15 protein-coding genes and 1 tRNA gene are annotated in these 17,673 nt (G+C 66.7%); 8 read left to right on the top strand and 8 right to left on the bottom strand.

What is annotated here, in order from left to right; genetic code table 11:
• Positions 1-23: 23 nt before the first annotated feature.
• Positions 24-578, bottom strand: a complete 555-nt coding sequence (locus ACNH6H_RS21580; RefSeq protein WP_418320341.1) for a DUF1439 domain-containing protein — start codon at positions 576-578, stop codon at positions 24-26.
• 224 nt (positions 579-802) lie between these two features.
• Here ACNH6H_RS21580 and ACNH6H_RS21585 point away from each other — a divergent pair, with 224 nt between their 5' ends.
• The 5 genes from ACNH6H_RS21585 (at position 803) to ACNH6H_RS21605 (ending at position 6,978) form a co-directional block, all read left to right on the top strand.
• Positions 803-3,259, top strand: coding sequence for a Lon protease family protein (locus ACNH6H_RS21585; RefSeq protein ID WP_418320342.1), 2,457 nt, complete (start codon positions 803-805; stop codon positions 3,257-3,259).
• Between the two features lie 117 nt (positions 3,260-3,376).
• Positions 3,377-4,495: an MlaE family ABC transporter permease gene (locus ACNH6H_RS21590; protein ID WP_418320343.1), complete on the top strand. Its 1,119-nt coding sequence runs from the start codon at positions 3,377-3,379 to the stop codon at positions 4,493-4,495.
• Positions 4,492-5,316, top strand: coding sequence for an ABC transporter ATP-binding protein (locus tag ACNH6H_RS21595; protein WP_418320344.1), 825 nt, complete (start codon positions 4,492-4,494; stop codon positions 5,314-5,316). The genes ACNH6H_RS21590 and ACNH6H_RS21595 overlap by 4 nt, the downstream gene beginning before the upstream one ends.
• Complete coding sequence (locus ACNH6H_RS21600) at positions 5,306-6,337, top strand: MlaD family protein (protein ID WP_418320345.1); 1,032 nt, start codon at positions 5,306-5,308, stop codon at positions 6,335-6,337. The genes ACNH6H_RS21595 and ACNH6H_RS21600 overlap by 11 nt, the downstream gene beginning before the upstream one ends.
• Positions 6,334-6,978 carry an ABC-type transport auxiliary lipoprotein family protein gene (locus ACNH6H_RS21605; RefSeq protein ID WP_418320346.1) on the top strand — a complete coding sequence of 215 codons (645 nt, stop codon included), beginning with the start codon at positions 6,334-6,336 and terminating at the stop codon, positions 6,976-6,978. Before ACNH6H_RS21600 ends, ACNH6H_RS21605 begins: the two co-directional genes overlap by 4 nt.
• A 154-nt stretch (positions 6,979-7,132) precedes the next feature.
• Here ACNH6H_RS21605 and ACNH6H_RS21610 read toward each other — a convergent pair.
• The 4 genes from ACNH6H_RS21610 to ACNH6H_RS21625 all read right to left on the bottom strand — a co-directional run bounded on the left by ACNH6H_RS21610 (position 7,133) and on the right by ACNH6H_RS21625 (position 9,827).
• Positions 7,133-7,206, bottom strand: a tRNA-Gly gene (locus tag ACNH6H_RS21610).
• 59 nt (positions 7,207-7,265) lie between these two features.
• A complete protein-coding gene (locus ACNH6H_RS21615) occupies positions 7,266-8,384 on the bottom strand; it encodes a hypothetical protein (protein WP_418320347.1) in 1,119 nt (372 codons plus the stop codon).
• Positions 8,385-8,504: 120 nt separating this feature from the next.
• Entirely contained in the window at positions 8,505-9,329 is an 825-nt protein-coding gene (locus ACNH6H_RS21620) for a hypothetical protein (protein ID WP_418320348.1), read from the bottom strand.
• Between the two features lie 33 nt (positions 9,330-9,362).
• On the bottom strand, positions 9,363-9,827 hold the full coding sequence (locus ACNH6H_RS21625; RefSeq protein ID WP_418320349.1) for an abscisic acid-deficient protein Aba4 family protein: 465 nt from the start codon (positions 9,825-9,827) through the stop codon (positions 9,363-9,365).
• Positions 9,828-9,908: 81 nt separating this feature from the next.
• Between ACNH6H_RS21625 and ACNH6H_RS21630 the strand changes: the two genes are divergently transcribed.
• The 3 genes from ACNH6H_RS21630 (at position 9,909) to ACNH6H_RS21640 (ending at position 13,508) form a co-directional block, all read left to right on the top strand.
• Positions 9,909-10,601, top strand: a complete 693-nt coding sequence (locus ACNH6H_RS21630; RefSeq protein ID WP_418320350.1) for a TetR/AcrR family transcriptional regulator — start codon at positions 9,909-9,911, stop codon at positions 10,599-10,601.
• Positions 10,602-10,703: 102 nt separating this feature from the next.
• Positions 10,704-11,861, top strand: a complete 1,158-nt coding sequence (locus ACNH6H_RS21635; RefSeq protein ID WP_418320351.1) for a trans-sulfuration enzyme family protein — start codon at positions 10,704-10,706, stop codon at positions 11,859-11,861.
• Positions 11,862-11,933: 72 nt separating this feature from the next.
• Positions 11,934-13,508 (top strand): hypothetical protein, encoded by a 1,575-nt coding sequence (locus ACNH6H_RS21640; protein ID WP_418320352.1) that lies wholly within the window; start codon positions 11,934-11,936, stop codon positions 13,506-13,508.
• 31 nt (positions 13,509-13,539) lie between these two features.
• Here ACNH6H_RS21640 and ACNH6H_RS21645 read toward each other — a convergent pair whose 3' ends face one another.
• From ACNH6H_RS21645 to ACNH6H_RS21655, 3 genes are all read right to left on the bottom strand, one after another.
• Complete coding sequence (locus ACNH6H_RS21645) at positions 13,540-15,798, bottom strand: ATP-binding protein (RefSeq protein WP_418320353.1); 2,259 nt, start codon at positions 15,796-15,798, stop codon at positions 13,540-13,542.
• 23 nt (positions 15,799-15,821) lie between these two features.
• Positions 15,822-16,550 (bottom strand): LuxR C-terminal-related transcriptional regulator, encoded by a 729-nt coding sequence (locus tag ACNH6H_RS21650; RefSeq protein ID WP_418320354.1) that lies wholly within the window; start codon positions 16,548-16,550, stop codon positions 15,822-15,824.
• A gap of 83 nt (positions 16,551-16,633) precedes the next feature.
• Positions 16,634-17,611, bottom strand: coding sequence for an NADPH:quinone oxidoreductase family protein (locus tag ACNH6H_RS21655; protein WP_418320355.1), 978 nt, complete (start codon positions 17,609-17,611; stop codon positions 16,634-16,636).
• Positions 17,612-17,673 lie beyond the last annotated feature (62 nt).

The following is a 17,673-nucleotide window of genomic DNA, read 5'->3' on the forward strand; positions in this document are numbered from 1 at the left end:
CGACCCGGGCGGCGGCCGCTGAATCAGCGCAACGGCTCGAAATTCAGCTGCAGTCCGCCCTGGCTGCCGATGCCGATGCTGCGCAAGGCCATGCCGTGCTGCTGCAGCCGAGCAATCTGCTCGGCATTGAGCCGATAGACGGTCGCATCCTCCAGTGACTGCGCGAGCAGCAGCGCGGGCAGCCGGCCGGCGCGGCCGAGCAGCGACTCGCCATCGCCGGCGATCTGCAACGCGTCGACGTCGACATTCGAGAGCCGCAGGCTGTGGTCCTGCTCGTCGAAGCGCGGCCGTGCCTGCAGGCGCAGCCGCGCGGCGTAGCGCCGGTCGATCAGCCGGCCGCCGAATCCGAGGTCGACATCGATGCTCAACAAGCCGGTCTCGGAACTGGTGCGCACCTGCGGGTTCGACATCCGCACATCGAAAACCTCGAGCCAGCGCCGGTCGATCGGAAATTTTTCGGCCAGCCGGCGACTCAGCTCGGCATCGCTGACAACGATCGACCGCGGCCCCGCCAAGGTCGTGCAGGCCGCGAGCACGCTGACCGACAGCAGCAGCGCAAGCCTGGCCATGTTCGTCATCGTTGCAGTCCTCCTGTCGGTCATGCAGTCCGCCATCGCCCAACTGCAGCTCGTGCGCCACGGCCACCTCGGTCACACCGGCATCCGCCGCCAATGCGAGGCAGTGTTGGATAGAACACCAAGTATGCATCCCGATGACGGCTGGACGCAGGCGCCATGCTTGCCACGCCTGTCCGGGCGGGGCGACGCACAATGCAGGCACCGAGACTTCCAGGTCCTGTGCGATGCCCCTGGTCACATTGTCGTCGGCCGAATTGCGCTTCAGCCTCGATCCGCTGACGCTCGGACTGGCCGACACTTCCGAACTGCTCGACGCACCGCTGCCTTGGATCGGACAGGATCGCGCCGAGCAGGCGGCGCGGTTCGGGTTGCAGATGGCGCAGCGCGACTACAACCTGTTCGTGCTCGGTGAAGAAGGCAGCGGCCGCAGTTCGCTGATGACACAGATCATGCACCGTGAGGCCGCGGTGCGCCCGGTCCCGCCGGACCTGTGTTACCTGCACAACCACGAAGTCCCGGAGCGACCGCTGGCGCTGCGCCTGCCGACCGGTGAGGGGCGGCTGCTGCGCCAGCTGATGGCCGACTTCAGCAGGCTGCTGGAGACCGAGATGCCCAGGCGGCTGGTCGCCCCCGACATCAAGGCCGAAAGCGATCGCATCGAGAGTGCCGGCAAGGCCGACGAGGAAAAGGCCTATGCGGCGCTGAGCGCATTTGCCGATGAACGCAACTTCGCATTGATGCGCAGCGAGGGCAACCTCGTCTTCACGCTGCGCGGCGACGATGGCGAACCGCTGACTGCCGGCAAGGCACTGACGCTGTCGAGCGAGAAACGCGCTGAACTCGACGTTGCCGAAGATGCGCTGCGCAGCGAGATCGCCGCTTTCCTCGAACAGGCGCAGGCCCGGCAGATGGCGCTGAATGAGCGACTGCTCGCGCTGCGGCGCCGGCTGATCAAGCCGATGGTCGATCAGCAGATCCACCACATCCGCAGCGCGTTGCGCAAGCAGATCAAGGACTCGGTGAAGCTCGGCCGGTTTCTCGACGCGGTGCGCGACGACGTGCTGGCGAACCTGGAGCTGTTCCGGCCCGGCGACACGCAGGAGGAGCTGCGGGTCGAGGCGCTGGTGGAACTGCTGTCGCGCCTGCGCGTGAACCTGCTGGTCGACAACCACGATGCGGCCGGTGCACCGGTGATCGTCGATGACAGCCCGCTGTTCCGCTCGCTGTTCGGCAGCGTCGAATATTCGACCGAGCACGATGCGCTGGTCACCGATTTCTCGCGCATCCGGGCCGGCAGCCTGCACAAGGCGCACGGCGGCTTTTTGCTGCTGCACCTGCGCGACCTCGTCGGCGACCCCCATGTCTGGGAGAAGCTGCACCGCTTTCTGCGCAGCGGCAGGCTGCAGATCGAGGAGCCGGGAATGGTCGTCGCGCCGATCGCCGGCGTGTCGCTGCAGCCCGAGCCGGTCGATGTCGACGTCAAGATCGTCCTGATCGCCTCGGTCGAGGAGTACTACCAGGTGCAGGAGGGTGACCCCGAGTTTGCGCGGCGCTTTCGCTGCAAGGTCGACTTTGCCGAGCGCTTCTGCGCGACCGCAGACACCCGGCAGGCCACCGCCGTTTTCGTCGCGCAGACCTGCCAGCGGCTTGGGCTGCCGCATTTCGCTGCCGACGCGGTGGCGGTGCTGATCGAGCAGACCCACCGCGAGGCGCAGGACCAGACGCGGCAAAGCGCCAATTTCGCGCAGAGCGAGGCGCTGGTGATGGAAAGCGCGGCCCAGGCACGCGCGCGTGGCGCGGCGACGGTCGCGCGGGCCGATGTACTCGGCGCACTGCAGGCACGCGACCATCGGCACGGCTACCCCGAACAACACATGCAGGAGGCAATCGTCGACGGCGACCGCCTGCTCGACGTCAGCGGCGAGCAGGTCGGCCAGGTCAACGGGATGACCGTGCTCGATCTTGGCGACCATCGGTTCGGATTTCCGGTCAAGGTGACCGCCAGCACCCATGCGGGTGAGCAGGGCGTGCTCAATATCGAGCGAGAGGTCGCGCTGTCAGGCCCGATCCACGACAAGGGCGTGCTGATTCTGCACAGCCACCTGTCGGCGTTGTTCGGGCACATTGCGCCGCTGGCGCTCAGCGCCGCCGTCGTCTTCGAGCAGCAGTACCACGGCATCGAGGGCGACTCGGCCTCCTGCGCCGAGTTCTACGCACTGCTGTCGAGCCTGTCGGGGCTGGCGCTGAGCCAGGGCATCGCCGTCACCGGTGCTGTCAACCAACGTGGCGAGATGCTGCCGGTCGGCGGCATCAACGAAAAGATCGAGGGCTATTTCCGCAGTTGCGAACTGCTCGGACTCGATGGCAACCAGGGGGTGCTGATTCCGCGCCGCAATCGGCGCAACCTGATGCTGTCGCCGACGGTGGTCGAGGCGGTCAGGCATGGGCGCTTTTTTGTCTATTCCGCGGACTTTGCCGGCGAAGGCATGGAACTGCTCAGCAAGACACCGTTCGGCACGCTGGGGCCTGGCGGCTACGCACCGGACACCGTGCTCGGACGCGCGCAACGCACGCTGCAGGGCTACCGCCGCGCCTGCCAGCAGGCCGACGGTCGCCGACCGCGGCGCAGGCCGTTTTTTCAGCCGCGCGAACTGGCCCGCCGGCGCGATGCGGGCGATTGACGACTGTGCCGTCGAGACCAGTTCCGGAGTGCGCCAATCGCGCGATGCGGCGGACCGGCCATCACGATGGCATGAGCTAAGCTCGTCCGGCCCCTTCTGATGCCAGGCGGCCACGACATGCCAGACACGCGTTGGTTCACGATCGATCCGGCAGATGGCCGCGCGACGATGCGCCTGGCTGGCGCCTGGCGCCTGCGTGACCTGCCCGAGATCGAAACCGCGTTGGCCGAGCTGGTCTTGCCGGCAGGATCAACGGTTGATGCCAGTGGGCTGCGCGAAGTCGACTCTGCCGCGGCACTGGTGCTGCTGCGCGCACTGGCGAATCGCGCGAACGATCCCGGCTCGATTGCGTGGGTCGGGCTTGCACCGGCACACGCTCGAATCGTCGACCAGGTGCGGTTGCGGCTGGATGGTGCGAGGGCCTTGCAGCCAGCGCCTCGATCTGGCGTGCTGGCGCAGGTCGGCAGGCAAACCGTCGCCCTGCTCGAGTTGCTTGGCGGGCACGTCAATTTTCTTGGCGCCACCGTGCTGGGTTTTTTCGAGATGCTGCTGCAACCGCATCGGCTGCGCAGGCGTGAACTGACGGTGCAGATCGAGCAGACCGGACTGAACGCGATTCCGGTGGTGGCGCTGGTGACGATGCTGATCGGCGTCGTGTTCGCCTATCTGCTGGGCCTGCAGGCGGAGAAATACGGCGCCAACATCTTTGTCGTCGATGGCGTGGCCATCGGCGCGACGCGTGAATTCGCGCCGATCATCGTCGCGGTGATCGTGGCCGGCCGCTCCGGCGCAGCGTTCACCGCCCAGCTCGGTTCGATGCGGCTGACCGAGGAGACCGATGCGATCCGGACACTCGGGCTGTCGCCGATGCAGGTGCTCGTCATTCCGCGCGTGTTGGCGCTGATGCTCGCATTGCCGTTGCTGGTTTTCGTCGGCGACGTGATGAGCCTGGTCGGCGCGATGGCGATTGCCGGCCCGATGCTCGACATCACGCCAGCCGCCTTCCTGACCCGGCTGCGCGAGGCGCTCGACATCCGCCATGTATTCGTCGGGCTGGTCAAGGCACCGGTGTTTGCGCTGGCGATTGCGGTGATCGGCGTGCGCATGGGCATGACGGTCGGCCGCGACACACGCGCGCTCGGTGCGGCGACCACGTCGACGGTGGTGCAGAGCATCGTCGCGGTGATCCTGCTCGACGCGGCATTCGCGGTGCTGTTGCAGGCGCTGGGTTTATGAGCCAGCCACCGACCGCGAACGCCAGCATGGCGCCGCAGCCGGTGGACGACCGCAGCGCATCGGTGATCGAGGCCGATGCAGTCGTCACGCGGTTCGGCGCCCACACCGTGCACGACGGTGTCAGCTTTTCGGTCGGCCGCGGCGAACTGGTCGCGCTGATCGGCGGCAGCGGTACCGGCAAGTCGGTGCTGCTGCGCGAGATCATCGGCCTGCACCGGCCGACCGGCGGGCGTTTGCGCCTGCTCGGCACCGACATGTGGAACGCCTCGTCGGACGAACTGGCAGCGGTGCGCCGGCGCTTCGGCATGATGTTCCAGGATGGCGCCTTGTTCTCGTCGTTGACGGTGGCGCAGAACGTCGCCGTGCCGTTGCGCGAGAACACCCGGCTGAGCCAGCCGACGATCGATGCGCTGGTGGCGCTGCGCCTGCTGCAGGCCGGCCTGCCGCTCGAGGCCGGCAGCAAGAGCCCGAGCGAACTGTCCGGCGGCATGCGCAAGCGCGCGGCAATCGCCCGGGCGATTGCACTGGAGCCGGAAATCCTCTTCCTCGACGAGCCGACCTCCGGCCTCGACCCGATCACCGCGCGCGGCTTCGATCAACTGGTGCGATCGCTGGTCGACGACCTGGGCATCACGGTCTTTCTGGTGACCCACGACCTCGACACCCTGCTCGGCGTCGTCGATCGGCTGATCGTGTTGTCGCGCGGCAAGGTGCTGGCCGACGGCTCGGTCGACGAGGTGATGGCCGTCGACGACCAATGGGTTCGCGACTATTTTTCGGTCCGTAGAATGGCCCACGGGGATTCCGAAAATGGAAGCTGAAGCGCGCTACACCTGGGTTGGCGCTGCCGTGCTGGCGCTGCTGGCAGCGATGGTGGCCGCGGTCGTGTGGCTGAAGAATATCGGCGGCGATGGCGAATTCAACCGCTATGCAATCCATTTCCAGCAACAGGCACTCGATGGCCTGGAGATCGGCGCCGCAGTGACGCTGCGCGGCATCAAGGTCGGCCGAGTCGAGGACTACGCGCTTGCCGGCGAAACGCTGGACCGGGTGCGGGTCACGATCCGGGTCGACCGGCGCGCGCCGGCCTATGCAAATACCGTCGCACTGGTGACGCGCAATTTTGTCACCGGCATCGCGCAGATCACGCTGGTCAACGGCGACCCGCCCGGCGAACTGCTGGTCAAGATCCCGCCCGGCGAACAATATCCTCTGATCGGCGAGGGCCGCTCCGATCTGCAGGAGATTGCCGGGCGCGTCAACGAGGTTGGCGAGATGGCGACGAAGGCACTCGCCAACATCAATGAACTGCTCAGCAACGACAATCGCGCAGCGTTGATGGCCACCGTCAACAGCGTGCGCGAACTGACGGCGGGCCTGAACAGTCGCCTCGACACGCTCGAACAGACGACCAGACTGGTCGGCAGCTCGGCGACGCAGATCGGTGGCGCTGCCGCGAGCTTCAGCGTCGCCGCCAGGCAATTTGGCAGCGCAGCAGACAAGCTCGGCGAGTCGGGAGAACGGATCGCCGGCGTTGCCGATCGCAGCGTGCAGCGCCTCGACACGACCCTCGACGAGACCGAACGCATGCTCACGGAAGCCCGGCTTGCCTTCGGCAAGATTGCCACTGCGACAGACAGCTTGCAGAAGCAGGCCGTCGCATCGGCGAAGCGGCTCGAGGACTCGGCGGCCAATGTCGACGATCAACTCGGTGCGACGCTGTCCGAGCTGCGATTGAGCATCGACACCGCGACGCGCGTGCTCGACCGCTTGCGCGAGCCCCGCGCCGCGTTGCTCGGGCCCGACAAGTCTCAGCTCGGCCCCGGGGAGAAGATGCCTTGACGACAGCCCTTCGCCGCTGCTGCGTCGCTGTTGCCGCATCGTTGCTGCTCGCATCGTGCATGTCGGTCAGCGTCGGCAACGAAGGTTCTCCGCACACGCAGCTGCGACTGACCGATGCCGCGGCCGCCCAGCCGACCCGGCGCGCCGAGCCGCTGATTGCGGCGCTGCTGATCCAGCCACTGCCGGCCGATGCCTTGACCGACACGACGTCGATCGCCTATGCGCGCCGCGACAATGAGTTTGCGTTCTACCAGTTTGCATCGTGGACCGAACGGCCGGTGCGCCAGGTCCCGCGGCTGCTGCAGCGCCGCCTCGAGGCGCGCGGCATTGCCGGCGCCGTCGGGCTGCTCGGTGACCCGCTGCGCGCTGACTGGCTGCTGACCGTGGCGGTGCAGACTCTGCACCATGACGCCAGCATGACGCCCGGCACGGGGCGGCTGGCGATGACCGTCGAATTGTTCGACCGGCGCGGCCGCATCCGCGTTGCGCGCCGGCATTTCGAAACCGCTGCAGCCACCACGCGCGAAGATGCGCCAGCCGCCGCCGCGGCGATGTCAAAAGCCGTCGCGCTGGCCTTCGACGAACTGCTGCCGTGGCTCGAAGCCGAACTGCAACGCGCAGCGGGCACGCCGCCGCACTGAGCGTTCACTGGCGCCAGCGTTGTGCGGGCCAGGCAGGCGCGCAAGTCAACGCTCAGCCGATGTGGCAGCGTGCGTCGAATCGGGAGGGGTGACCAACAATCGCGAACGCCGGCCGCCGACGGCGGTGCCGTGATCAACGAAGGAGTTCAGAAACTGGAGCGGGTGAAGGGAATCGAACCCTCGTATGAAGCTTGGGAAGCTGCCGTTCTACCATTGAACTACACCCGCACGATCGTGAGTTTACGCGATCGTTTCGAAGCGGCCGAGCGCAGCCGCTGCAGCGGTCGTCAGCAGTTGAACGGGACCATGCCGCCGTCGAGGCTGCGGCGTTCGAGCCCGACCGGTGGCGGGTCGATGCGGCGCCCGTCGACTTCGAGCGGTGGCAACTGGACGTCGTATCGCTCTGCACCCGCCGGATTCAGCTGTGCCGACAGCGCGGCCGAAGTGCGTGCGCTGGAGGCTGCGGGTGCCGAGATGCTGGTCGACAGCGGCAACGCGCGTCGGCTGAGGCTGACATGCATGATGTCCAGCGCCTGCAATGTGGCGGCACCGGTCCCCGAGTTGATCAGCGCAACATCCGACGACGACCAGCGCCACCGCTGCGTGGCCGGCACCTTGATCTCGATGTAGGCGATCAGCTCCGGTTTGGCCGGGTCTGCTGCCAGCAGACGCCCGCTCAGGATGGCGCCGTCGGCTTCGACGGTGAAGCCGCTGTCGTAGCTGTCGAGGATGTTCGCGCACGCCAGTTGCGGCGTCTGCTGCACGCACCGGGCGTGCGCGGTTGTCATTCGCTGCTTTTCCTGCGCGCTCCGATAGACGGTCCCGCCGCCGCGCTGCACGGCTTCGAGTTCGATTTCGGGAAAGCGGGTGATCCGTCCATCGGCCCAGCGCAACTCCGGCCAGCGCAGCAGCAAGCGGTCCGGGAGGCGGTCGAGCCGGCCACGCTGCCAGCCGGTGTTGACGTGCAGTGTCGAGGCCGCTGCTTCGGCGCCGTCGGCCAGTGCAAAGACCGCCGGATCAACGGCCTGGCCGGCCGCAATGCTGAGCTGTTGGAACAGCCGCAGCGTTGGTGTCTGCCTCGCGGCCAAGCCGCCGGTTCCGACCCGCACGCCGTCATCGAGGAAACGAACGGTCACGCCGGGGTCGATGTCGAACTTGACGCCGAGCGTCGGCGGACTGCGTGTGGCATTGCGTGCGTCGACTGCCAGCGCAACACCGGGTGCGAGACTCGCCTGCAGGCCGGTCGTCGGTCCGACCTGCCCGCCGCAATGGGCCTGGCTTGTCCTTGCCGACGGGTCGGCATATGACGGCCGGTAGTAAGTGCCCATCAGCGCAGGCATGCAGCCGCTGAGCAGCAACATGCCGACAATGGATGCGCCAGCAGCCAACCGAAGATGCGTCGTCATGATGCGGCCTCACTTTTGCGATGCGACGCTTACCGTGCGTACGCGGCGCCGATGATGCCGCGGACAGATGACGACATGCTTGCATCGGCAGCTGGCTGGGTTTCAATTGCAAGACGGGCCTCAGCTCTGCCCGGCCAGCCCCGACGCGACCAGCACCAACATGGTGCAGCAGAGCGCGATCGTGCTGGCCGCGACGATGGATCGGGCCCGACGTGGCCACACGGTGATCGCCGCATATCCCGCCAGCGGCATCAGCTGCTGCGCATGGATCGCGACGAAGTGGGCGGGCCGCAGATCGCCACCGGCCAGCGACCAGCCGAAGAGGGGCAAGGGCGCTGCAGCGGTTGGCGGTTGAATGCCCGACAGCAGTCCGCCGACCGCGGTGCCGAGAACGAAGGTCAGCAGCAGGCCGATCAAGACCGCGGCGCGAAAGGCGGCCGGCCGGCGCGGGTCGGAATGGCGGAACAGCTGCCATGCCAGCAAGACCTGCGTCGAGGTCATCGCCACCGCGCCGACACCTATCAGCGAATACATCGTTGCGTGCCAGGCATCGGCGACGTTGTAGTGCGATGCCTGGCCGAGCGCCGCCTGCAGCGTGATGTAAGTCCATTCGAAGCTGCCCGCGCCGATCAGCATCCAGACGATCATGTCGACAGCTCGGCTGCTGCGCCGTGACGCCGGCAGATGGCCGATCAGCCACGCGGTGGTCCAGGTGAACAGCGCGATCGACAACGCGAACTTGATCGGCTTGAGCCAGACGTTGGCGCCGCGCAGGCTGCGGTCGTCGAACAGCAGCATCAGCACCAGTGGCAGCAGCAGTGCCATCAGCGCAGCGCCAAACAGCGCCAGCCGGCGTTCCCGCTGCAGCAGTTCGAGCGCAAGGGCCCGGGTATGCCGGGCGAGCGGCGACGCCGTCGATGCGGTGGTGATGTCTGAGCTGGACATGCAGGATTCCTCGATGCTTGTGTGCTTCGACGCTCAGGCCGCGCCGGCGATCGCAGCACGGCGCGGCCGCCACAATGGGCGGACCACGGCATACGCGAGCAGCCCGGCCGGGCCGAACCAGAATGTCGTTACCAGCAGCGGCACGATCAGCCAGTGCGGAAGGCCGATCTGCCCGCCGCGCTCGGCGATCCAGCTGCCGACGAACAAGTCGAAGGCAAGGAAGTGCAGCCAGGCCGCGGTCAGCAGCTCCGGTCTGGCCAGCAGGCGCTGCACCGCGGCCAGCGAGTCGTAGCCGCCGTCACCGAAGCCGTGGACCGCAAACAGCGCGACATAGACCAGCGCCAGCAACAGCGGCACCAGCCTGCCGGCCAGCCAGCGCACGCGCGCCGACCAGGGGGCTTTGAATGGCGACGCGATCAAAGCCAGCCAAGCGATGGCGGCCAGCGTGCCGGCGGCGCCGAAGATCTGTTCTGGCGCCAGCAATGAAAGAAGAGTCATTTGCTGCTCCGAAGTAAACACTGTTCAGATTACGTTAGCGTATAGTCTGAACGGTGTCAAGATCTATCCGGCTTTCACTCGATGCACCCAGTTGAACCACCTGCAGATCCACCGGCACGCGAGGCCTATCACCACGGCGCACTGCGTGATGCGCTGATTGCGGCGACCGAGTCGCTGCTCGCCGAACGTGGCCTGGAGGGCTTTTCGCTGCGCGAAGTCGCCCGACGCTCCGGCGTCTCGCCGGCCGCTCCGGCACACCATTTCGGCGATGCACAGGGTCTGCTGACGGCGGTGGCGACGCTTGCCTTCGACGGCCTGACCGAGGCGCTCGAAGCCGGCAATGCACGCGGCGGCGATGACGCGGTGGCTCGGCTGCGGGAGCAGGGCGTCGGTTATGTCGACTTTGCGATGAAGTTTCCCGGTCGGTTCAGCCTGATGTTCCGTTCCGGCAAACCAGCGGACGAAGCGTTGTCACGCAGCGCAGCCGCCGCATTCGCTGCGCTCGAGAACGGTGTACGCGAGTTGTTCGGCGTCGCAGCGGATGAGGATCTGACGCCGGCGCAATGGCAGGCCTTGTTGTCGATCTGGTCGGTGGTGCACGGTTTTGCCCAGTTGGCGCTGGCCGGGCAATTGGCGCGTTTTGCGCCGCCGGGTGGCCGCGAGGCGATGTTGCGGCAGGTGCTGGCACCGATGCTCGAGCAGCAGTTGCGCGGCTTGTGTGCGCGGCCGGCGAAGCCCGCGCCGCGCCGCACCGGCAAGCCGCGGCCGCGCTGACCGCACGCCGGTGCTGGCATCGCTGGTGCGCGTTTGCATCGCCGTGCTGCGCTCGGATCGGGCATGATCGGCTGGTCCGATTGAAGATCGCTCCCGCCTTCCATGACCAACAAACGATTGCATCCCGAAAGCGTTGCCGCCCAGGCGCTCGGCTGGGTCGACGACGCCACCCGCGCGATCACGCCGCCGGTCCACGTCTCTTCGACCTATCTGCGCGACCCCGACAACCAGTACAGCTCGGGCCGTGTCTATGCGCGTGCCGACAACCCGGCCTTTGATCAGGCCGAGGCGGTGCTGGCCGAACTCGAGCACGGTGCCGACGCGATGCTGTTTGCATCCGGGATGGCCGCGGCGACGGCGGTTTTCCAGTCGCTGTCGCCCGGCGACCACGTGCTTGCGCCGAAGGTGATGTATTGGTCGCTGCGCAACTGGCTGACCGGCTTTGCAAGCGACTGGGGGCTGCAGGTCGAACTGATCGAGATGACCGACCCGGCGGCGGTGCAGCAGGCGATCCGTCCCGGCAAGACCCGCCTGGTCTGGGTCGAGACGCCGGCCAATCCGCTGTGGACGGTGACCGACATCGAGGCGACCGCCGACATCGCCCATGCTGCCGGCGCGCTGCTGGCGGTCGATTCGACGGTCGCGACGCCGGTGCTCAGCCAGCCGCTGCGGCTCGGCGCCGACCTCGTGATGCACGCCGCGACCAAATACCTGAACGGACACTCCGATCTGATCGCCGGCGCGCTGGTGACGCGCAACGACGACGAGCACTGGCAGCGGCTGCGCCGCATCCGCGCCCAGCTCGGCGGCACTCTCGGATCGTTCGAATCGTGGCTGCTGCTGCGCGGCATGCGCACGCTTTACCTGCGGGTGCATGCGGCGTCGGCCGCGGCCCAACGCATCGCCGAACATTTCAACGGCCACCGGCGGGTTGCCGAAGTGCTTTATCCGGGCCTCGCCGAAGCCGCCGGGCACGCGGTTGCCGCGCGGCAGATGCGCGGTGGCTTCGGCGGCATGTTGTCGTTGCGTGTGGCCGGCGGCGAGGCCGCAGCGATCGCGACCGCAGCGAAAGTCGGCTTGTGGAAACGCGCGACATCACTCGGCGGCGTCGAAAGCCTGATCGAGCACCGGGCGAGCGTCGAAGGGGCCGGCAGCCCGGTCCCGGCCGACCTGTTGCGCCTGTCGGTGGGTATAGAGCGGGTCGACGATCTGATCGACGACCTCGAGCAAGCCCTGGAGGCCGCTGCGCCGGTCGAATGACGGCAGGCGGGAGTTCGCCCCGGAATTTGCCGCGCCATGACCCGGCGCGGGCCAGCTGAAAAGGAACGTGACGTGTTGCTGTCCAGACGCTTCGCCAATTTGTTCATTGCCGCCGGGATCGTGCTGGCTGCCGATCCTGTTCTGGCCGCCACCGGTGATTCCGGGCACGCGGCAAGCGGCAGGAGCGAGGCGACGGCGCCGGATTCGACGCTCACCGAGGCGCCGGGTCTGGTGATGCTCGACTACCAGGTGATTCCGGTCCGCGGCGGTCCGTCGATCGACCTGATGGGTTTTCACCTGTTCAACAAGGTCAACGACTGGTTTTATCTCGGTGTCGGCGGACATGCGCCGTTGTTCCACGGCGAATATGGCGGCTTCATGGTGTTCGACGCGACCGCCCACGTCCAGCGGCGGATATTCGGCGATTTTTTCGCCAATGCCGGGGTCTCGCTCGGCGGCGGCGGTGGCGGCAGAAGCGTTGCGCAAAGCGCCGTGCTGTCCGGCACCGGCGGATTCATCAAGGCGTATGCCGGTGTCGGCCACCAGTTCAAGGATTTTTCGGTCGGCGCGAATCTGTCGCGGGTTCGCTTTACCGATTCGGCGATCAGCCACTCCCAGCTCAGCCTGTTTGTCCAGCTGCCGTTTTCATACACGATCGGCCCGTATCACCGCGGTGGTGAACGCCTCGAGGCGTCGGATCGCCGGGGCGTGCTCGGCAATCGCGATGGTGGAGGCGAAACGATGTTGTCGCTTGGTCTCGACAACATGTTCCAGATCGATCCGCAAGGCACGAACAAGGGCGATATCAACAACATCGATCTGCAGTATTCGCATTTCATCAACCGGCACGGCTACTGGTTCTTCAATGCCGGTGGCGGCTACCGCGGGCGCCCGCTGTACAACCAGGTTTTTGGTGGCCTCGGCTACCGGTATCCGGTGTCGCCGAGAGTCAATCTGTACGCTCAGCTCGGCATCGGTTCCGGCGGATATGCGCCGGAAATCATCGACACCGGCCCAGGGCTGCTGGTCTACCCGAAACTTGCTGCCGAGTACATGATCAACGACAACTTCGGCTTGTCGGCCTGGGGCGGATACCTGTGGGCACCGAAAGGGTCGTCGAAGAACTACACGCTCGGCGTCGGTCTGAACTACCACATCGATTACCGCGGGCGCGGTTCGCCGGCGGTTGGCGGCGGTGTGCTGCGCGCCTACCGCTTCAACCTGTTCCAGCAAACGGAATTCAACGTCGAATTCAGAGGCGATGCCCAGCCGGATATCAAGCTGCTGACCTTGCAGATCGACGGCGTGGTCAATGACCACCTGTACATACCGGTGCAGGTCGGTGTCGCCTACAACCCCTATCTCAATTTCCCTGGCTATGGCGAAGTGCTGGCCGGCCTCGGCGTACAGACCCGGCACAGCAAGAACGATGCGTTCCAGCTGTTCGGTCAGTTGCTGATCGGGGCCAATCCGCATGGCGGAGTGTTGAAAACCGGCATCGGCTTCCATTACGGCGTCAACGATCGGCTGGCGCTGCATGCGCTCGCCGGGCAGACCTTCGGCAGTCTGGGCGCCAAGGACAAGAAGTTTCGAGCGGACTACCTCGGCGTCGGCTTGACCTATCGCTTTTCATCGCCGAACTGGTAGCAGTCCGCCGTCGCCGGCAGGCTGCCCCTCGCTAGCGGGCAAACTCGTCGATCTCGACGACGCAGCGGATGCCGCGCGGAATGCGTTGCTCCCAGCGGATGCGCCCGCCGAGCTGTTTGGCCCGCTTGCGCACGCCGCCGAGTCCGAGGCCATGGGCCCATTCGCCCGGCTTGCTGCCGCTTCCGTTGTCGCTGACTTCGAGCACCAGCCGGCCGGCCGCCAGCCGCAAGCCGACGTCGACCTGACTGGCCCGCGCGTGGGCAATTGCGTTGCTGACGAGTTCGCGCAGGATGCGCGTCAATGCCGACCACTGGACGACGCTGAGCGCAAAATCCTTGTCGATCTCGCACTGCCAGCGCAGATCGACGCCGGCGGCATCGAGGCGCTGGTGCAGGTCTGCCTTCCATTCGGCAGCCGCATGCGAAAACTGCTGATCGGGTGTCGACAAGCCCCGGGTCAGCGTTTTCAGGTCCTGCAGCGTATGCCGCACGTAGTCTTCCATCTCCGGATTGGTCGACTGGTACATCATCGTCAGCAGGCGTGCGCCGATGTCGTCGTGCAGATCCTGCGCGAGCCGCTGGCGCTCCTCGACCCGGCCATGCTCGACAGCGCGGTCAAATTCGACGGCGCGGCGCAGCTGCTCGACGATGCGGTCGGCCAGGCGTGCATCTTCGGCAATGAACAGCCGCCGCCCGCGCTGCGCAAATCGCAGCTTCACGGTGACGGCAGGCTGCTGAGCGCCCGCATCGAGGCTGACCGGCACCACCATCATCGAGCCGCCGGCCTCGACCCTGGCCTGCGGCGCAGCGGCGGCATCGGTGCTGACTTCCAGCGGCTCGAACAAGTCCTTCAGCAGCTGCATCAGCAGTGCCGGCGCCCGCTCCGGACGCGCCTCGACTTCGCGGGCGATCCGGTACAGCTGCTCGAACATCCGCTCGGTCGACAAGCGACGCTGGCCGAGCAGGCGGTCGAGCAGCCAGTGGCGTGCGCTGGCATAGGCGGCGATCGCAACGAAGAAGGTCAGCGTGACCGAGCCGATCGGGCCGAATGCGAAGACACCGACCAGGATCAGGTCGAACATCGCGGCAAACGTGCTGACGCCGGCAACCAGCGCAAATTCGCGCAGTGCGGCACGCGAATGCGACAGGAACGGCAGCAGCAGCAGCAACGAACTGAAGACCATCGTCCACAGCATCGGTCCGATCGCGTGGAAATGGACGCGCAGATTCGGCAGGCTCTCGGCCAGCGCCGCCAGCGCGCTGAGCATCAGCCAGGCCGACAGCGCCATCGCACCGACGGTGCGCAGCAGGATCGCATACGGATGGGCTTCGATGCGGTGAGACCAGGTGAGCAGCAGCAGGGCGACCGCGCCCATCGCCGCCACCACGATCTGGCTCCACCACCAGGCCTGTGGCAGCAGATTGGCGAGCAGCAGCACCGACAGCAGCAGCATGGCGGCCCAGGCTGCGCTGCTGATCCAGCGGGCCTGCGGCAAGCGCAGCGGGTGGATGGCGGTGGCGTGGACGACGGCAGCGCCGGTCGCGAGGTCGAAGATCGTGCGCCAGTCGGCGTCGAGTCGGGTCAATATCGGCGGAAAGCCCCATTGCAGCGCTGTTTCGACCGCAAGAAACGCCATGTTGCCGGCCTGGCACAACGCGATCAAGCCGTACAACAGCGTATGCGGCTGCGGATTGGCGAGCACCACCGCGACGGCGACCAGCAGCAGCATCAGCACGACGCTGCAGGCAAGCCAGAAGACGATCGACAGGTCGCTGATCCGCGACGGGCCGGCTGCGACGGTGACGGCTTCGCCGTTGTCGAAGTGCAGCACCAGCTTGTCGTGCGAAAAGGCGCGGCGCAGGCGGTCGTGGATCTGTTCGAGTTGCGCACGGGACTGGTCGTCGGTGGTCCAGCGTGGCGCCGCCTGCAGCGCATCGGCACTGTCGAACTGCAGCGTGTCGGTCGGCGTTTCGATCGAGCTCAGGCGGCGCCGCATCACGCGCTGCAATGCCGGGTCCGAGCTCGATACCAGCTCCAGCTGGGTTGCCGCATCGGCCCGCCAGCGCGCATCGATGCGCGGCTGCTCGGCCACCCAACCGGCCAGCAGCAGGATCGCGATGCAGGCCGCCAGCGCGGCCAGCGCCAGCAAACGCAGCCGCCAGCCCAGCCACAGGGTGCCGGACGACGCCGCTCCTCGGCCAACCCACCCGGCAAAGCGGCCGGTTGATCGGCCTGTCGCCGCATCGACGCCGACCCGCGGCAAGCCGCTGTCAGACGATCGACTGGACATCGCTGGCCGCGTTGCTCAAGCGCTCAGACCAGCCCCTGCTTGCTCGCCAGGACGGCGGCCTCGGCACGGCTGGAGACGTTGAGTTTCTTGTAGATCGACTTGATGTGATCGTTGACGGTGAACCACTTGATTCCCATCAGGTTCGCGATTTCCTTGATCGTGAAGCCCTTGCTGAGGTAGGTCAGCACCTCGCTTTCGCGCGGCGTCAGGCGCTCGTGGTCGAGCGGTGCGCTGCGGCCAGCGGACGGGGCGCGGCTGCTGACGAATGCCGAACCGCCGCTGGCCACATCGTCGGGACTGGCGTCACTGCGGAAATGGCTCAGCAGCCGGCGTGCGATCGCCGGCGACAGCGGGGGCTGGCCACGCACGATCTTCTGCAGTTCCTCGACCAGCACCTCGAAACGATCCTCCTTCAGCAGATAACCGTCGGCGCCGCATTGCAGCGTCGGAAACAGGTGCTCGTCGTCGGAGTAAAGCGTCGTCACGATCCGCGTCGCCGGATAACCGATCAATTCGGTCAGCAGTTCCATGCCGTTGCCATCGGGCAGTTCGAGGTCGAGCAGGATCAGCTTGTACGGGTCGTCGGGAACCGCGCTGCCGCCGTGAGCGGTCCAGCCGATGGCCTGCCGCGCCTCTCGCAGGTCGGCTGCCTCGCTGATCTTCAGTTCGTCGCTGAAACTTTCGCGGACGACCCGGGCCAGAAAGCTGCGGGCCACCGGGTTGTCCTCGACGATCAAAACCTTCACAGGCATCTGCATCGACTCCGCGTTCGGATCACGCATCGTAGCAGGCAGAGCCGCGCGACGGTGGCCGCAATGCACCGCCCGATGCGGCTTCAGGCGTTGCTCAGCACCAGTTTTCCACGCACCTCGCGGCTGCCCATCCGGGCAAATGCAGCAGGCAGTTCGGACATCGGCAGCACCCGGTCGATCACCGGCTTGATCTTGCCGGCGGCATACCAGCCGGCCAGTTCGGCGAGCGCTGCCGCACTGGCTTTCGGTTCGCGGCGCGCGAATTCTCCCCAGAAGACGCCGACCACGGACGCACCCTTCAGCAGGCTCAGGTTCAGCGGCAGGGCGGGAATGCTGCCCTGGGCAAAACCGACGACCAGATAACGGCCGCGCCAGCCGATCGAACGGAAAACCGGTTCGGCCAGGTCACCGCCAACCGGGTCGTAGACGACGTCCGGACCCTTGCCGTCGGTCAGCCGCTTGATCTGTTCGCGCAGGTCGCCCTGGCTGTAGTCGATCGTCGCATCGGCGCCGAGCTGCTGGCAGAAATCGCATTTTTCCTTGCTCGATGCGGCGGCGATCACGCGCGCGCCGACCGCCTTTGCGATCTGGATCGCGGCGGTGCCGACGCCGCCGGCCGCGCCGAGCACCAGCACGGTTTCTCCGGCCCGCAAGGCCGCGCGGTCGACCAGCGCGTGGTGGCTGGTGCCATAGGTGCACATCAGCGCCGACGCATCGTTGAAATCCATGCCCTCGGGCAACGGCATCAGGCGCTCGGTGCGGGTGCAGGCATGGCTTGCAAAACCGCCGTGGCCGCCAAAACTCGCGACCGCATCGCCGACCTTGACGCTGCTGACGCCATCGCCGACGGCGTCGACGACGCCGGCGAACTCGGCTCCCGGCACAAACGGCAGTTCCGGCTTGACCTGGTACTTGTTCTGCACGATCAGCAGATCGGGAAAATTCAGGCTGGCCGCGCGGATGGCGATCCGCACTTCACCTGTTTTCGGTTCGGGCGTCGGCAGTTCCTTCCATTGAAGGGCTTGCGGGCCGATCGGGTTGTCGCATAACCAGGCGTGCATGGGATCTCCTCGAGGTGGGGCGGGTGATTGCACCGACGGCGCAACGGCGAACGCGACCGGGG

The organism is Pseudideonella sakaiensis, assembly GCF_048320135.1.
GTDB lineage: Bacteria > Pseudomonadota > Gammaproteobacteria > Burkholderiales > Burkholderiaceae_C > Ideonella_A > Ideonella_A sakaiensis_A.

What these genes read in the sequence shown, in the direction of transcription:
- ACNH6H_RS21585 (WP_418320342.1), top strand. Translation starts at nt 803, where the DNA reads ATGCCCCTGGTCACATTGTCGTCGGCCGAATTGCGCTTCAGCCTCGAT.
- ACNH6H_RS21590 (WP_418320343.1), top strand. Translation starts at nt 3,377, where the DNA reads ATGCCAGACACGCGTTGGTTCACGATCGATCCGGCAGATGGCCGCGCG.
- ACNH6H_RS21615 (WP_418320347.1), bottom strand. Translation starts at nt 8,384, where the DNA reads ATGACGACGCATCTTCGGTTGGCTGCTGGCGCATCCATTGTCGGCATG.
- ACNH6H_RS21600 (WP_418320345.1), top strand. Translation starts at nt 5,306, where the DNA reads ATGGAAGCTGAAGCGCGCTACACCTGGGTTGGCGCTGCCGTGCTGGCG.
- ACNH6H_RS21655 (WP_418320355.1), bottom strand. Translation starts at nt 17,611, where the DNA reads ATGCACGCCTGGTTATGCGACAACCCGATCGGCCCGCAAGCCCTTCAA.
- ACNH6H_RS21620 (WP_418320348.1), bottom strand. Translation starts at nt 9,329, where the DNA reads ATGTCCAGCTCAGACATCACCACCGCATCGACGGCGTCGCCGCTCGCC.
- ACNH6H_RS21645 (WP_418320353.1), bottom strand. Translation starts at nt 15,798, where the DNA reads ATGTCCAGTCGATCGTCTGACAGCGGCTTGCCGCGGGTCGGCGTCGAT.
- ACNH6H_RS21580 (WP_418320341.1), bottom strand. Translation starts at nt 578, where the DNA reads ATGACGAACATGGCCAGGCTTGCGCTGCTGCTGTCGGTCAGCGTGCTC.
- ACNH6H_RS21595 (WP_418320344.1), top strand. Translation starts at nt 4,492, where the DNA reads ATGAGCCAGCCACCGACCGCGAACGCCAGCATGGCGCCGCAGCCGGTG.
- ACNH6H_RS21635 (WP_418320351.1), top strand. Translation starts at nt 10,704, where the DNA reads ATGACCAACAAACGATTGCATCCCGAAAGCGTTGCCGCCCAGGCGCTC.
- ACNH6H_RS21650 (WP_418320354.1), bottom strand. Translation starts at nt 16,550, where the DNA reads ATGCCTGTGAAGGTTTTGATCGTCGAGGACAACCCGGTGGCCCGCAGC.
- ACNH6H_RS21625 (WP_418320349.1), bottom strand. Translation starts at nt 9,827, where the DNA reads ATGACTCTTCTTTCATTGCTGGCGCCAGAACAGATCTTCGGCGCCGCC.
- ACNH6H_RS21630 (WP_418320350.1), top strand. Translation starts at nt 9,909, where the DNA reads ATGCACCCAGTTGAACCACCTGCAGATCCACCGGCACGCGAGGCCTAT.